The organism is Leifsonia sp. C5G2, from assembly GCF_013359685.1.
Taxonomy (GTDB): Bacteria; Actinomycetota; Actinomycetes; order Actinomycetales; family Microbacteriaceae; genus Leifsonia.
Genome location: NZ_JABFMV010000016.1, coordinates 41,708 through 56,420, shown reverse-complemented (window position 1 = coordinate 56,420; position 14,713 = coordinate 41,708). Strand labels below are relative to the sequence as shown.

The 14,713-nt window shown below is 70.7% G+C and carries 15 protein-coding genes; 6 read left to right on the top strand and 9 right to left on the bottom strand.

Annotated elements, in window-relative coordinates; genetic code table 11:
- From HNO83_RS17570 to HNO83_RS17540, 7 genes are read right to left on the bottom strand one after another with little or no spacing between them, the layout of a single operon-like run.
- Positions 1–1,047, bottom strand: a complete 1,047-nt coding sequence (locus HNO83_RS17570) for an Lrp/AsnC family transcriptional regulator (RefSeq protein ID WP_175338831.1) — start codon at positions 1,045–1,047, stop codon at positions 1–3.
- On the bottom strand, positions 1,044–1,952 hold the full coding sequence (locus HNO83_RS17565) for an alpha/beta fold hydrolase (protein WP_175338830.1): 909 nt from the start codon (positions 1,950–1,952) through the stop codon (positions 1,044–1,046). The genes HNO83_RS17570 and HNO83_RS17565 overlap by 4 nt, the downstream gene beginning before the upstream one ends.
- A gap of 24 nt (positions 1,953–1,976) precedes the next feature.
- On the bottom strand, positions 1,977–3,149 hold the full coding sequence (locus HNO83_RS17560) for a M24 family metallopeptidase (protein ID WP_175338829.1): 1,173 nt from the start codon (positions 3,147–3,149) through the stop codon (positions 1,977–1,979).
- Between the two features lie 31 nt (positions 3,150–3,180).
- Positions 3,181–4,080 carry an ABC transporter permease gene (locus tag HNO83_RS17555; protein WP_175338828.1) on the bottom strand — a complete coding sequence of 300 codons (900 nt, stop codon included), beginning with the start codon at positions 4,078–4,080 and terminating at the stop codon, positions 3,181–3,183.
- Entirely contained in the window at positions 4,077–5,039 is a 963-nt protein-coding gene (locus HNO83_RS17550) for an ABC transporter permease (protein WP_175338827.1), read from the bottom strand. The genes HNO83_RS17555 and HNO83_RS17550 overlap by 4 nt, the downstream gene beginning before the upstream one ends.
- Before the next feature lie 19 nt (positions 5,040–5,058).
- Positions 5,059–6,675, bottom strand: coding sequence for an ABC transporter substrate-binding protein (locus HNO83_RS17545; protein WP_175338826.1), 1,617 nt, complete (start codon positions 6,673–6,675; stop codon positions 5,059–5,061).
- On the bottom strand, positions 6,675–7,883 hold the full coding sequence (locus HNO83_RS17540; protein ID WP_175338825.1) for a dipeptidase: 1,209 nt from the start codon (positions 7,881–7,883) through the stop codon (positions 6,675–6,677). Before HNO83_RS17540 ends, HNO83_RS17545 begins: the two co-directional genes overlap by 1 nt.
- Positions 7,884–8,049: 166 nt before the next feature.
- Between HNO83_RS17540 and HNO83_RS17535 the strand changes: the two genes are divergently transcribed.
- From HNO83_RS17535 to HNO83_RS17510, 6 genes are all read left to right on the top strand, one after another.
- A complete protein-coding gene (locus HNO83_RS17535) occupies positions 8,050–9,057 on the top strand; it encodes an ABC transporter ATP-binding protein (RefSeq protein WP_175338824.1) in 1,008 nt (335 codons plus the stop codon).
- The gene (locus HNO83_RS17530) at positions 9,041–10,084 is read left to right on the top strand and encodes an ABC transporter ATP-binding protein (RefSeq protein ID WP_349627281.1); all 1,044 of its coding nucleotides are present in this window, start codon (positions 9,041–9,043) and stop codon (positions 10,082–10,084) included. The genes HNO83_RS17535 and HNO83_RS17530 overlap by 17 nt, the downstream gene beginning before the upstream one ends.
- A gap of 26 nt (positions 10,085–10,110) precedes the next feature.
- Positions 10,111–11,088 (top strand): Gfo/Idh/MocA family protein, encoded by a 978-nt coding sequence (locus tag HNO83_RS17525; protein ID WP_175338823.1) that lies wholly within the window; start codon positions 10,111–10,113, stop codon positions 11,086–11,088.
- A 151-nt stretch (positions 11,089–11,239) separates the two neighbouring features.
- Positions 11,240–11,986, top strand: a complete 747-nt coding sequence (locus HNO83_RS17520; protein ID WP_175338822.1) for a 3-hydroxybutyrate dehydrogenase — start codon at positions 11,240–11,242, stop codon at positions 11,984–11,986.
- Positions 11,983–12,894, top strand: a complete 912-nt coding sequence (locus HNO83_RS17515) for an alpha/beta hydrolase (RefSeq protein ID WP_349627280.1) — start codon at positions 11,983–11,985, stop codon at positions 12,892–12,894. The genes HNO83_RS17520 and HNO83_RS17515 overlap by 4 nt, the downstream gene beginning before the upstream one ends.
- Positions 12,891–13,943, top strand: coding sequence for an alpha/beta hydrolase (locus HNO83_RS17510; RefSeq protein ID WP_175338821.1), 1,053 nt, complete (start codon positions 12,891–12,893; stop codon positions 13,941–13,943). Before HNO83_RS17515 ends, HNO83_RS17510 begins: the two co-directional genes overlap by 4 nt.
- On the opposite strand, the gene HNO83_RS17505 is transcribed toward HNO83_RS17510, so the two are convergent.
- Entirely contained in the window at positions 13,936–14,448 is a 513-nt protein-coding gene (locus tag HNO83_RS17505) for a GNAT family N-acetyltransferase (RefSeq protein WP_175338820.1), read from the bottom strand. The two genes, HNO83_RS17510 and HNO83_RS17505, sit on opposite strands and share 8 nt — an antisense overlap.
- Positions 14,441–14,710, bottom strand: coding sequence for a type II toxin-antitoxin system TacA family antitoxin (locus tag HNO83_RS17500; protein WP_175338819.1), 270 nt, complete (start codon positions 14,708–14,710; stop codon positions 14,441–14,443). The genes HNO83_RS17505 and HNO83_RS17500 overlap by 8 nt, the downstream gene beginning before the upstream one ends.
- Positions 14,711–14,713 lie beyond the last annotated feature (3 nt).

The following is a 14,713-nucleotide window of genomic DNA, read 5'->3' as shown; positions in this document are numbered from 1 at the left end:
TCAGGCCCTCCGCCGCTCCTGTTCCCCGGTCGCGGCGTCGGCCTCGTAGCCGACCTGCGCCCGCCACCACGGCGTCTCGATGAACCCGCGCTTGAGGTACAGCAGTTCCATCGCGCCGGTCCAGCCCTCCACCCCGTCGAGTACCGAGAGGGTGTGCGAGATGAACTCGTTCAGTTCGGCGACCGAGGGCGTGATGAGCTCGCAGAAGAGGGAGTTGTCGTCCAGCAGCGACGCCAGGTACCGCACCGCCGGGTAGGCCGACAGCGCCTCCGCCACAGCCTCCAGCCGCGACGGCGCCACCTTCACGAGCAGCAGCGTCTCCGCCCCCATCCCGAGCGCCGCGGCGGGCACCAGGGTGAGGATGTCGAGGCAGCGGTTCGCGCGCATGCGGTCGAACCGGCGCCGCACGCTCGACTCGTTCATCCCCGTGCGGTCGCCGATGGCCTGGAAGGTGACCCGGCCGTCGTCGCGCAGGGCGGCGAGGATGCGGCGGTCGGCCTCGTCGAGGTGGTCCGGCGCGCAGACGTCCGCGTCGACGAGCGAGGTCTTCTCGTCCTCCTGCGGCAGCTTCATCGTCTCGGCGAACAGCTGGCGGCTCCAGTCGTGGCGCACCTTGTGCACGTGCATGATGAGGTCGCTGCGCCAGCGCTTGATGCCGGCGATCGACTGCAGCTGCTGGATGAGCTGCGGGTAGTGCGCGGCGCCTCCGGTCACCACGACCTCGGCCATGATGTCGTACTGCCCGGTCACGAGCGTCAGGAAGCGGACGTCGGCGTGCTCGACGAGCGCAGCTGCCACCTCCAGCTGCGTGCCCGGGCGGCAGTTCAGCCGGACGAGGAACGTGTCCACCTGCCCTGAGCTGCCGAGCGCAGGCACGACGGCGATGCGGACGACGCCGTCGGCGACCAGCTGCTGTCCGCGGCGGGCGACCGTCGCGGAGGAGCTGCCCACCATGTCGGCGATGGCCGTCCAGCTCGCCCGCCCGTCGTGCTGCAGCGCGACGATGATCCTGCGGTCGAGGTCGTCGAGGGTATCGAGGGCCTTCACTCGGACGCCGCGCTCCGCACCGGAGGCACCACCTCGTGCAGGAAGGCCCGCACCGTCCTGGTCCATTCCTCCGCCTCCTCGATCTGTGGGGAGTGGCCCGACTTCTCGAAGATCGCCAGCCGCGCATCCGGGATGAGCGACGCGATCGTCTCCGAGCACGAGACCGGGGTGATCCAGTCGGTGCGCCCGACGGTCACCAGCGTCGGTGCGGTGATCCCCGGGAGCGCCCCCTTGAGATCATAGGTCGGAAGGTTCTTGGAGAAGGCGTAATTGTGCGCCTCGTACCGGTACGGGGTCGCCTCGACCTTCCGCTCCACCGCCTCCGGGTCGTAGACGAAGTCGTACAGCGGCAGGATCTCGCGCCAGCAGTCGCGCAGGTCGTCGTTGTCGCGTACCAGGCCCTCGTCGATGCGGTCGAACTTCTCCATGTCCACGGTCACCCGGTCGGATGCCAGGGCGTTCTTGCGGGACAGCTCCGAGTGGGAGTTGTCGGCGGCCGTGTCGCGCAGCACCAGGGCCACGACCCTCTCCGGATACCGCGTCGCGTACTCGAGCGACATGAAGCCGCCGTAGGAGCCGCCGGCCATGATGATCTGTTCGGCGCCGATCCACTCGCGGAGGGCGTCGATGTCGGCCGCCCACTGCTCGTGGCTGAACTCGCCGTTCCCCTCGCTCTCGCCGGAGCCGCGGGCGTCGAAGACGACGACCCGGTACTCGTCCGCCAGCCGGCCGAAGCTGGCGCGCGGCTCGGCCCGCGACCCGAGGCCGGGCGCGCCGTGGTGCGTGATGATGATGGGCGCACCCTCCGGCCCCAGCACCTCGACGGCGAGCCGGTTGCCGTTGATCTCGACGAACTGTGCGGTGGTGGTCGCCTTGGCGAATTCGGGGGAGACGTCGGTGCTCACAGGGTGGTCCTTTCGTTCTGCGGTTCAGAGGTCGATGGTGCAGTGGTCGAGGTCGCGCGGGAACGCGGTCAGCGGGCGCGAGCCCTCCTCGGTCACGAGCATCGAGTCGGAGATGCGGTACCCGGCGTGCCCGGGGATGTAGATACCGGGCTCGTTGGAGACGATCATGCCCGCCGCGAGCACGGTCGGGTCGCCGTCCTCCAGCCACGGCGGCTCGTGCATCCCGAGCCCGATGCCGTGGCCCTGCCGGTGCCGGAGGTACCCGCCGAGGCCGGCGTCGCGGATGACATCGAGGCACTCCGCGTTGGCGGCGCGGCACTCCCGGCCGGGGCGGATGGCTGCGCTCCCGGTCGCCTGGGCCAGCCGGACGGCGTCGTGGTAGCGCCGCTGCTCCGCGGTCGGCGTGCCGAGCACGAAGGTGCGCTCCCCCTCGACGAAGCGTCCGCCGACGGCGCAGCCGAGCGAGAGCATGAAGGTGTCGCCGGGCTGCAGCCGGTACCCGGACGGGAGCCCGTGCGGGTACGCGGAGTTGGCTCCGGCGTAGACGAGGCCGCCCGCGAGCGGGGAGACGACGATGACGTCGTCGTGCTCGGCGTACATCGTCGAGACGCCGACACCCCCGACGTGCGAGGCCAGCTCCGCCTCGCTCGGCAGCACGCCGCCGGCGGCGACGCTCTCGCGGATGAGGGCGACCCCGGCCTCCAGCATGAGGTCCGTGATGCGGGCGGCCTCCGCGTGCAGCGCGATCTCCTCCGGCAGCTTCACGTACCGCGCGACGGTCACGAGCGGGGTGGCCACCGCCTCCGCAGCGTCGAGTTCTGCGAAGGCGGCGGTCTGGCGCTCCCAGGTCATCCCGGTGGAGAAGCCGACCCGGCCCGCGCGGCCGACCCGGGAGGCGAGGGCACGGAACGGCGGCAGCACACCCGGGAATTCCGGATAGGAGACGATGTCGGCGTGGGCGGACTGGCGCTCCGCGTTCTCCCGCTCGAGCTCGGGGACGAGCAGCACGGTGCCGCCGTCGGCGTCCATCCACACCGCCACCGGCCGCTCGCTGGGGTGGTGGAAGAACCCGGTGAGGTACGCGACGTCCTCCGGCGAGTCGGTGAGCAGGGCGTCGAGGCCCTCGTCGGCCAGGCGCGAGCGGACGCGGTCCTGGATGCGGTCCAGCGCATCGGCGGTCAGGCGGGTGGGGAACACGGGAACTCCTCGGTTCAACGGCGGTGTCGGCTCAGCGGCGGCGCGACTTCGGGTTGCGCGCGTCGTTGTAGGCGATCGAGAGCAGGGTGGCGGAGAGCACCAGCAGCAGGATCGCGATGGACGGGAAGAGGGTCAGCCACCAGGCGCTCGACATGGCGCCCGACTGCTGCGCCTCGTAGAGGATGCGGCCCCACGACCACACGTTCGGGTCGCCGAGGCCGAGGAACGCGAGGCCGGCGGCGGAGAGCACGGCCCGGGACGCGGTCACCACGACCGAGACCACGATGACCGGCGTGACGGCCGGCACCACGTGGCGCACGATGATCCACATCGGCGATGACGTCATCAGCCGGGCGGCGTCGACGTACGGCAGCTGCACCACGGTGAGCGCCTGCGAGCGCACCAGCCGGGTCACCTCCGGCCACGAGAAGGCGGCCACGACCAGGATGATCGTGGTCGTGCTCGGACCGACCAGCGCCGCGATGAGGATCATCAGCGGCAGCACCGGCAGCGAGAGCGTCAGGTCGACGACCACGCTGATGAAGCCGTCGAGCCGGCGGAAGTAGGCGCCGGCGACCGCGACGACCGTGCCGACGACGATGGCGATCGCGGAGGCCGCGACGGCGACCAGGATGCTCTGCTGCGACCCCCAGACCACCTCGCCGAACACATCCCGGCCGAGACTGTCGGTGCCGAACCAGTGCGCACCGCTCGGTGGCGCCAGCACCGGGTCGCCGTAGCTCGGCGGGTACGGCGCGATGAGCGGGGCCGCGATCGCGACGACGGTGAGCAGGATGAGCACGGCGAGCGCGAGCATCCCGAGCGGCTCGCGCCGGAACGCGCGCCAGGTCTGGGCGGCGGCGCGCCCGTTCGAGAGCGCGACCGGCTCGACGCCGACGGCGGCTTCGGTGACGACTGCTGCCTGGGTCATGCCTTCTTCACTCTCGGGTCGAGGAAACCGTAGACGGTGTCGGTGAGCATGTTCGCGACCACGACGGTGATGGCGAGCATGAGGAACGCGCCCTGCAGGACGGGGAAGTCGAGCTGGGTGACGGCCTCGTAGATGCCGCGGCCGATGCCCGGGTAGGCGAACACGGTCTCGGTGAGCACCGCGCCGCCGACGAGGAAGCCGAGCTGCAGGCCGATCAGGGTCGTTGTGGGCAGCAGCGCGTTGCGGAGGGCGTGCTTCCACAGCACCCGGCGGTAGGGCAGGCCGTTGGCGCGGGCGAGGGTCGTGTAGTCCTCCCCCAGCGCGTCGATGAGGGTCGAGCGCATCGTCAGCACGTACGAGCCGAGCTGCACGAGCATGAGCGAGACGGCGGGCAGGATGAGGTGGCTGGCGACCGAGCCGTACCAGGCGAGCCCGTAGGCGTCCTGGTCGTACGCGCCGCCGATCGGCAGCCAGTGCAGCATGAGCCCGAAGACGAAGAGCAGCAGCACGCCGATGCTCGGCACGAAGATGGACTGGCCGGTCACCCCGACGATCTGCACGACCTTGTCGAGGAAACGCCCCCGGTGGGAGGCCGCCAGCACCCCGAGCGGGATGCCGACGGCCACCGTGAGCACCAGGGCGGTGCCCGTGAGCAGCAGGGTCCACGGGAGTCTCTGCATCAGCACGTCGAGCACAGGAATCGACTGCGTGAACGAGACCCCCAGGTTTCCCTGGACCAACTGCCACAGATAGATGCCGTACTGCACGATCAGCGGCTGATCGAGCCCGTACTGCTTGAGCAGGGCCGCCCTCGTGTCCTCGGTCATGTTCGGGCTGGCGACGGCCAGCGCGGGGTCTCCGGGGAGCAGACGCAGGAGCAGGAACGTCACGGTCACGGCGAACCAGATCGTGAGCACTCCCCTCCCCAGCCTCGGGAGGAGGAACAGGAACCGGGACACGGGGGCGGCCTCGCTTTCGCTACTTGCCGGTCGGGTGCGCGCTGGCGACCGAGACCGGGTTGACGATGGACAGGAGCTCACTGGGCTTCGAGACGAACCCGGTCCACTTGGAGCTGGACGCGAAGTACAGGTTCTGCGTGTACATGATGTTGTCGTACACGTTGTCCCGCACGATCTTCGCGGCCTCCTGCATCAGCTTCACCTTCTCCTTCTTGTCGGTCGTCGCCGTGCCCTGAGCGATCAGGTCGTTCAGCTTCGGGTCGTCGACGTAGGAGTAGTTGATGGCGCCCTTCGGCAGGTAGGCCAGCGTCATGTTCGTCACCGGGTCGTCCATGATCGCGAAGTTGCCGGCGTAGATGTCGAAGTCGCCCTTGTTGGTCATGGCCAGGTAGGTGTTCCGCTCTGTGCCCTGCAGCTCGATCGGGATGCCGGCCTTCGCCGCGCTGTCCTTCACCAGCGTCGCCCACTGCGAGGTGACGCTGTCCTGCAGCGAGTAGATCAGCCGGAACTTCACCGGGAACATGCCGTCGGAGCCTGCGGTGTAGCCCGCCTTCTCCATCAGCGACCGCGCCTTGTCGGTGTCGAAGGAGTACTCCTTGATCGACTTGTCGTAGTAGTCCTTCAGCACCGGCATGAGCGGGCTGGAGCCGGTGGAGACCGCCTGCCCCTGCAGCACGACCTTGCGGATGGCGTCGTAGTCGACGGCCTGCGAGAGCGCCTGCCGCACCTCCAGCTTCGCCAGGTCCGGGTTGTTCATGTTGTAGGTCATGTGGGCGTAGCCGAGACCGACCGACTCGGTGACCGTGATGCCGCTCGTGCTCTTCAGCTTGGCGACCTGCGCGGGCGGGAGGGCGTTGGCGATCGCGTCCACCTCGCCGCTCTGCAGGGCGAGGATCTCGGTGTTGATGTCCGGGAAGACGCGGTACACGACCTTGGCCGAGAGCGGGGTGCCGCCCTTCACCAGCGGGTAGTCGTCCACCCGGTCCATCGTGTAGCTCTGGCCGACCTGCACCTTCGTCAGCTTGTACGGACCGGCGCTCACCCAGCCGCCGTCCTTGCCGTCGTTCGGGAAGGTGGCGACCGAGGCGGCCTTCTCGAAGATGTGCTTCGGGACGATGTTGCCCCAGAAGCCGATCTCCTCGACGATCGAGGAGTCGGGCTTGGTGAGCGTGAACTCCACCCGGGTCTTGGAGACGGCCTTCGCCGTGTCCAGGTTGCCGAGCTGGCCGTAGAAGGTGCCGGAGGGCTTGTCCTTCTTGACCGCGTTCATCGTCCACGCGACGTCCTCGGCGGTGAGCGGCTCTCCGTCGCTCCACTTCATGTCGTCGCGGATCTCGTAGAACCCGGTGGTGTCGTTGACGTAGCCCCACTTGGTGGCGAGCTGCGGCTCCTTCGAGCCGTCGTTCGCGATCTCCAGCAGGTGCGGGTACATCAGGTTGGTGATCCAGTAGTCGCTGCGGCTGTTGCCGATCAGCGGGTTGTAGTTGACGACGTCGGTCGTCGTGGCGATGGTGAGCGTGGCCGAGCCGGCCGTCGCGGTGCTCGCCGCGGGCGGTGCGCTCGGAGCGCAGGCGCTCAGTGCCAGGGCCGCGACCGCCAGGGTGGCCGCCGCGACCGCGATCTTCCGTGGGCGCATCAGACCCACACCTCCTTCAGGACCCGAAGAGTGTTGCCACCCACGACGGCGCGGATCTCGTCGTCGGAGTAGTCGTGCTTCACCAGCCAGCCGATGATGTTGTAGAACTCCTCGGCCGGGTTCTCGAGACCGTCGACGTACTCGACCTTCTCGTAGTCGACCTTCCCGTGCGCCTGCCCGAGGGACAGGTTGGACGAGAACGCGTCGTGCAGTCCGACGTGGTCGCCGAACAGCGTGTCCGGTCCGAAGCTGACGTGCTCCAGCCCGACCAGGTCGACGCAGTACTGGAAGTGGTCCATGACCGACTCCAGCGAGTGCCGAGGGTGCTGCGGCGAGAGCGTGGTGTGGGGGGCCGCCTCGATGCCGATGACGCCGCCGCGCTTCGCGCACTCGATGATCGTCTCGTCGGTCTTCATGCGGTTCGTCGGCCAGAGGCCGCGGGCGCCGGCGTGCGTGATGAACACCGGCATGGTGGAGGCCTTGATCGCGTCGACCGCGGTCCGGTCGCCCGAATGGGAGACGTCGATGGCGATGCCGAGCTTGTTCATCCGCTCGATGGCGCGCTCGCCGAAGTAAGTGAGCCCGCCGTCGCCGCGCTCCTTGAGCCCCGAGCCCAGGTAGTTGGCCTCGGAGTACGCGATGCCCATCTGGCGGACTCCGAACCCGTAGAGCACGTCGAGCCGGTCGACCTCGTTCTCGATCGGCGTCGCGGCCTCGAGCGCGAAGATGTGCGCGATGCGGCCGGTCTCGGCGGCGTACTCGATGTCCTTGATCGTCTCGCCCTTGATCACGAAGTCCTGGTGGGCGAGGTCGGCCATCCGGACGCCCAGGTCGAAGAGCACGTCCTGGTACTTCCAGCCGGCGTCGCTGGAGATGCAGCAGGTGCCGTCCATGCCGTTGTCGAACACGGCGGTGATGCCGGAGCGGGACAGCCCCTGGTAGCCGGTTGGTTCGCGGCCCTGGCGGATGTGGTCGCGGAGCTGGGTCATGTCCTCCGGGAAGACCTGCACGTGGTCGTGCAGCGAGATGACCGTCGACTCGGAGAGCAGCGTCGTCGTCCGCTCCTTCTGGGCGTCGCTGAGGTCGAGGCCGGCGTACTCGGGCACCCGGTTGATCTGCTTCGCGTAGCGGAACTCGCGGTAGTCCTTGCCGGGTTCCAGGTAGTCGTAGGCCGTGTAGCCGGTGTAGCGCGGTGCTGGGTCGAGCACGCTGTCTCCTTCGTCCTGGTGAGGGGTGGGGGTGCTGCGCATTCAGGCGCAACAGGAGCCAATCTCGCGGATATCCGGCAGCTGTGTCAACATTGATTCAGAAATTCGGCACGGATGTTTCCTGATTGAAACATTCCGGAAACGACTCACATGCGAGGATGTCGACGTGGACACAGTGAATGCGCACAGCACGGACGTGCTGCAGGTACGCAACCTCTCGGTCTCCTTCACGGGCGCGGGCCGCGACATCCCCGCCGTCCGGGAGGTCGACCTCCGGGTGGGCCGCGGCGAGTTCGTCGCCCTGCTCGGGGAGTCGGGCTCGGGCAAGTCGGTGACCGCCCGGGCGATCATGGGCCTCGGCGAGGAGGACACCCGCGTCACCGCCGACGTGCTCCGGCTCGGCGAGGTCGACCTGCTGACCCTCGGCGAGGAGCCGCGGCGCCGGCTCCGCGGCGAGCGCATCGCCCTCGTGCTGCAGGACGCGCTCTCGGCCCTCAACCCGGTCATGTCGATCGGCGACCAGATCGGCGAGCTGTTCCGGGTGCACCGCGGCGCCTCCCGCAAGGAGGCGAAGGCCCGGGCCACCGAGCTGCTCGCACTGGTCGGCATCCCGGCCCCGGAGCGCCGCGTCGACGACTACCCGCACCAGTTCTCCGGCGGGATGCGGCAGCGCATCCTGATCGCCATGGCCATCGCGCTGGAGCCCGAGCTGCTGATCGCCGACGAGCCGACGACCGCGCTCGACGTGACCGTGCAGGCGCAGATCCTCGACCTGCTCGGCTCGCTGCGCGACCGGCTCGGGATGGGCGTGCTGCTGATCACGCACGACCTCGGCGTCGTGATGGAGGTGGCCGACCGGGTCGCGGTCATGTACGCCGGGCGGATCGTCGAGTCCGGCGACGCGGACACCGTCTTCGCCCGGCCGGCGCACCCGTACACGCAGGCGCTGCTGCGGTCGGTGCCGCAGGCGGCGCAGCGCGGGTCCGACCTGCTCACCATCCCGGGGTCGCCGCCGAGTCCGGCCCGCGTGCCCTCCGGCTGCTCGTTCCACCCCCGCTGCCACCTGGCCGTCGAGGCCTGCCGCAGCGTCCGTCCCCCGCTCGAGGAGGTGGCCCCCGGTCGGCGGGCCGCCTGCATCCGATCCGAGGAGCTCATCGGTGAACTCGTCCCCTGAAACCCTGTCCGCCGAGGCGCCCGCGGCCGACGTCGTGCTCAGCGCACGCGGCCTCGCGCGCCGGTTCTCGACCGGTTCGGCCCTGCGCTCGGCGAAGGTCTCGGCCGTCGACGGCATCTCGCTCGACCTGCACGCCGGCGAGATCCTCGGCATCGTCGGCGAGTCCGGCTGCGGCAAGTCGACCCTCGCCCGGATGCTCGTCGGCCTGGAGCGCCCGGACGACGGCACCCTCTCCTACCGCGGCACCGACGTGAGCCGCGGCCGCGCGCGCGACCGCAAGCGGCTGCGGGAGGGCGTGCAGATGATCTTCCAGGACCCGTACGCCTCCCTCGACCCGCGCATGACGGTGCTCGACATCGTCACAGAGCCGATCGCGGCGGCCCGGGCGATGAACCGTGCCGACCGGCGCGCCCGCGCGGTCGAGCTGCTGGAGCTGGTCGGCCTCGGCGAGGACATGCTGACCCGGTTCCCGCACCAGTTCTCCGGCGGTCAGCGTCAGCGCATCGGGATCGCCCGGGCGCTCGCTCTCGACCCGGATGTGCTCGTCTGCGACGAACCGGTGTCGGCGCTGGACGTGTCGGTGCAGGCGCAGGTGATCAACCTGCTCGGCGACATCCGCCGCCGGCTCGGGGTCTCGATCGTGTTCATCGCCCACGATCTGTCGGTGGTGCGCCACGTCGCCGACCGGGTCGCCGTCATGTACCTGGGCAGGATCGCGGAGCTCGGCGACACCGACGTGCTGTACGACACCCCGTCGCACCCGTACACGCAGGCGCTGCTCTCGGCGACGCCCACCGCGACGCGCGAGGGCCGCGGACGGCTCGCGCAGCGGCGCATCCTCGCCGGGGAGCCGCCGTCGCCGGTCGACCCGCCGTCGGGCTGCCGGTTCAACCCGCGCTGCTGGATGGCCACCGACGAGTGCCGTGCGGTCGTCCCGCCGCTGCGTCCCTTCGACGCGCCGGGCATCCCGTTGCGCGACGTGTCGTGCCACCACGCCGAGGAGGCCGTCGGCCTCCCGGTCGGCTGACTCCGGCCCGTCGGTACGATGACCGCATGACGACCTCCTCGCCCGCTTGGGGCATCCTCGGCACGGGCGGCATCGCCGCCGCCATGACCCGCGACCTGCAGCTCGACGGCCACACCGTCGCCGCGGTCGGCTCGCGCACCCCGGAGTCGGCGGCGCGGTTCGCGGCCGCCCACGCCATCCCGCGCTCGCACGGCAGCTACGAGGAGCTGGTCGCCGACCCCGATGTCGACGTCGTCTACATCGCGACGCCGCACCCGCAGCACGCGCCGAACGCGCTGCTGGCCCTGGCGGCGGGCAAGCACGTGCTGGTCGAGAAGCCGTTCACGATGAACGAGCGGGAGGCGCAGCAGATCGCCGACGCCGCGAACGCCGCCGGTCTCGTCGCCCTGGAGGCGATGTGGACGCGATGGCTGCCGCACATGGAGCGGCTGCAGGAGGTGCTCAGCGACGGGACGCTCGGCGAGGTGCGCTCGGTCGTCGCCCACCACAACCAGCGCACGAACCCCGACCCCGCGGCCCGCATGCTGAACCCGGCGCTCGGCGGCGGCGCCCTGCTCGACCTGGGGATCTATCCCGTCTCCTTCGCCTGGGACGTGCTCGGGGCGCCGGACAAGGTGCTCGCCCTCTCGGCACCGACCGACACCGGTGTCGATCGGCAGACGTCGATCCTCCTGGGCTACCCGTCGGGAGCCCAGGCCGCACTGACCACGGAGCTCGACGCCGCCGGAGACAACAGCGCGACGATCGTCGGCACCGACGCCCGCGTGGAGCTCGACGCCACCTTCTACGCCCCGACGAGCTTCCGCGTCGTCGCGCCGGACGGCCACGTCATCGAGACGTACGAGTCGCGAATCGACGGGCGCGGGATGCAGTACCAGGCGCGCGCGGTCGAGCGGCTCATCGCGGCGGGCGGCGGGGAGGACTCCCGTCTGCCGCTGTCGCAGTCGGTCGCCATCATGGGAACGCTCGACACCATCCGGGAGCGCATCGGCCTCACCTACTGACCTCCCGATTCGTGCCGAATGTGCGTATTCGCCGCGCCATAACGAGGATTCGGCAGGAATCTCGGAGGGTGGCATGCGGGCCGGGCGCGGGGCTAGAGTCGCGGCGTGGGGGCCCGCGTCGGCGCGGGCCCAGCCGGAAGGAGCGTCGAGGATGACCGATCTCACCGGGAGGCGCGCGCTGGTCACCGGCGGCGCGAGCGGCATCGGGCTGGCCTGCGCCGAGGCGTTCGCCGCCGCGGGAGCCCGCGTCACGATCGCCGACCTCGACGGTGACGCCGCCCGCGCGGTGGCCGAGCGCATCGGCGGCGAGGCGTGGGAGGTCGACCTCTCGAAGACGCGCGAGCTGGCCGAGGCATCGGTCGAGACCGACATCCTGGTCAACAACGCGGGCATCCAGCACGTGCGGCCGATCCCCGAGTTCGAGCCGGAGACGTTCGCGCTGATGCTGCGGATCATGGTGGAGGCGCCGTTCCTCCTCATCCGCGCCGCACTTCCCGGCATGTACGACCGCGGGTTCGGGCGGATCGTCAACATCTCCAGCGTCCACGGGCTGCGGGCCTCCGAGTTCAAGTCCGCATACGTGACCGCGAAGCACGCGCTGGAGGGACTGTCGAAGACGACCGCGCTGGAGGGCGGCCCGCACGGCGTCACCTCCAACTGCATCAACCCCGGCTACGTGCGCACGCCGCTGGTGCAGAAGCAGATCGCCGACCAGGCGCGGCTGCACGGCATCCCCGAGGACGAGGTGGTCGAGAAGGTGATGCTCACCGAGGCCGCGATCAAGCGCCTGGTGGAGCCCGCCGAGGTCGCGAGCCTCGCGCTGTGGCTGGCGGGCGGCGACTCCGGGATGGTCACCGGCGCGAGTTACACCATGGACGGCGGCTGGAGCGCCCGGTGACGGCACCTGCGCCGGTCGCGGCGCCGGTCGCGGGCGGCACGCTGGCCGGCGGGGTGTGGCATCCGGACGCCGGCGGGATGCCGCTGCTCGCCATCCACGGCATCACCGCCAATCACCTCGCCTGGCAGCTGGTCGCCGACGCCCTGCCGGACACGCGTGTGATCGCACCGGACCTGCGCGGCCGCGGCCGCAGCGGCGACCTGCCCGGCCCGTTCACGCTGAACGACCACGCCGACGACCTGGCCCGGCTGCTGGATGCGCTGAGCGTCGAACGCGCGACCGTCGCCGGGCACTCGATGGGCGCGTTCGTGGCGGTGCGTCTCGCGGAACGCCACCCCGGCCGCACCGACCGGCTCGTGCTGATCGACGGCGGGCTCCCCCTCGTCCGGCCGGCCGGCATCCCGCACGAGCAGGTCGCCGAGGCCGTGCTCGGTCCGGCGCTCGCCCGGTTGCGGCGGACGTTCGCGTCGCCTGCGGAGTACGAGGAGTTCTGGCGGCAGCATCCCGCGATCGGCCCGTGGTGGAACGACGCGTTCGCGGCCTACGTCGCCTACGACCTCGTCGGCGAGGCGCCGCGCCTGCGGTCGAGCGCGAGCGAGGGCGCCGTTGCGGTCAACTCGCTGGAGCTGTACGGCGACGACGGCTACACCGAGGCGCTCGAAGGGCTGCGGCTGCCGATCGAGTTCTTCCGGGCGCCGCGGGGCCTGCTCGACGGGCCGCCGCTGTACGCGCCGGAGGTCGTCGCCGAGTGGCGGAGGCGGCTGCCCCTCGCGCGCTTCCATGAGACGAACGACGTGAACCACTACACGATCCTGATGACCGAGCGCGGGGTGGAGCAGATCCTGCCCGCGCTCGAAGGCCCCGCATCCCGAACCCCCGCATCCGACCCGAAGGAGACCCCAGCATGACCGGTACGCTGCTGCCCGGCATCGACGCCCGCACGGTGCGCACTCCCCGCTACACCGCCAACGTCCTCGAACGGCCGGCCGACGGCGAGCCGACCCGGACCGTGCTGCTCGTGCACGGCAACGTGTCGTCGGCGCTGTTCTGGCAGCCGCTGATGCTCTCGCTTCCGGCCGACGTGCGCGCGGTCGCGGTCGACCTGCGCGGCTTCGGCGACAGCGAGACCCTCCCGGTGGATGCCACCCGCGGTGTCCGCGACTTCTCCGACGACGTCGCCGCGGTCGCCGACGAGCTCGGCCTCGGCGCCGTGCACATCGTCGGCTGGAGCCTCGGCGGCGGCGTGGTCATGCAGCTGCTGCTCGACCGGCCCGACCTGGTCGCGTCGCTGACCCTCGTCTCCACCGTCTCGCCGTACGGCTTCGGCGGCACGGCGGCGGACGGCTCGCTGCTGAATCCCGACGCGTCCGGCACGGGCGGAGGCGGCGCCAACCCCGACTTCGTCGCCCGCCTCGCCGCCGGCGACACCGGCGAGGAGTCGCCGACCTCCCCGCGGGCGGTCTACCGCTCCTCGTACGTCGCCCCCGGCTTCGACTCCGAGTACGAGGACCTCTGGGTGGAGTCGATGCTCTCCACTGCGACCGGGCCCGACAACTACCCCGGCGACGCAGGGCCGTCCGAGCACTGGCCGGGCTTCGCGCCGGGAACCCGCGGCGTGCTCAACACCCTCGCCCCGACCCACTTCGACACGACGGGCATCGTCGACTCGCCCGCGAAGCCGCCCATCCTGTGGATCCACGGCGCGGTGGATGCGATCGTCGGCGACGCCTCCTTCTTCGACCTCAACCAGCTGGGCGCTGCCGGAGTCATCCCGGGCTGGCCGGGCGACGAGGTCGCGCCGCCGCAGCCGATGCTCGCGCAGACCCGCGCCGTGCTCGACCGGTACGCCGCGGCCGGCGGCACGACCCGCGAGGTCGTCTTCGACGACTGCGGCCACTCCCCGCACATCGAGAAGCCGGACGAGTTCCGCGCCGAGCTGCTCGCCTGGATCAGCTGAGCGACGCCGCGGTCGCCTCGACGTCCGCGACCCGCAGGTACAGCACGCGATCGTTCCCGGGGAAGCGGACGAAACCGTATCGCTCGTAGAAGCGGGCTGCGCCGTCGTCCTTCGCGTGCACGACGATCGCGCGCATCCCGATCGCCTGAGCCACCCGCGCCGACTGGAGGACGGCGTGCTGAAGGAGCGACGCTCCCAGTCCCTTCCCGGCGTACCGGCGGTCTACGGCGAGCCGGCCGAGGAGGATGACGGGGATCGGGTCGGGCATGTTGCGCGAGAGCCGGCCCGGCGCCTCCCTGCGGGTGAGGGAGCCGGCGGCGAGACAATAGAAGCCCGCCACCCGGTCGTCCTCCGAGTCGACCGAGACGTAGGTGCGCGATGCCCCGTTCGCGTCGTTGTGTCTGGCCCAGGCCCGGAGCCACCGGTCGAGCTCCTCCGAGCCGCAGTCGAACTCGGACACGATGTCACCGGCCTTCAGCGGCCGGGGAGCGCAGAGGTCAGTCACGGAAGACGGTGGGCCGGCGGAACAGGTCGGCCAGTCCGGGCAGCACCTCTGCCGGCCGGTCGAGCTCGGCGCGGAACGCGTCGAAGAGCTCGGCGTCCAGGGTCAGCTGGTGCTCGCGCCGGATCACCTCGTGCGCGTGCTCGGTCAGCGCGTGGGTGGAGAAGTCCGTCACCGACCGGCCCTCGAGAGCGGCGGCCTGCTCGATGAGGTCCTTCTGCTCACCGGTGACCCGGAGTTCGAGCCTCTTGTCCTTGACGGTCATACC

Bases quoted from the DNA above. Each gene is read 5' to 3' on its own strand.
- HNO83_RS17555 (WP_175338828.1), bottom strand. From the start codon at position 4,080: ATGACCCAGGCAGCAGTCGTCACCGAAGCCGCCGTCGGCGTCGAGCCG.
- HNO83_RS17545 (WP_175338826.1), bottom strand. From the start codon at position 6,675: ATGCGCCCACGGAAGATCGCGGTCGCGGCGGCCACCCTGGCGGTCGCG.
- HNO83_RS17525 (WP_175338823.1), top strand. From the start codon at position 10,111: ATGACGACCTCCTCGCCCGCTTGGGGCATCCTCGGCACGGGCGGCATC.
- HNO83_RS17520 (WP_175338822.1), top strand. From the start codon at position 11,240: ATGACCGATCTCACCGGGAGGCGCGCGCTGGTCACCGGCGGCGCGAGC.
- HNO83_RS17510 (WP_175338821.1), top strand. From the start codon at position 12,891: ATGACCGGTACGCTGCTGCCCGGCATCGACGCCCGCACGGTGCGCACT.
- HNO83_RS17500 (WP_175338819.1), bottom strand. From the start codon at position 14,710: ATGACCGTCAAGGACAAGAGGCTCGAACTCCGGGTCACCGGTGAGCAG.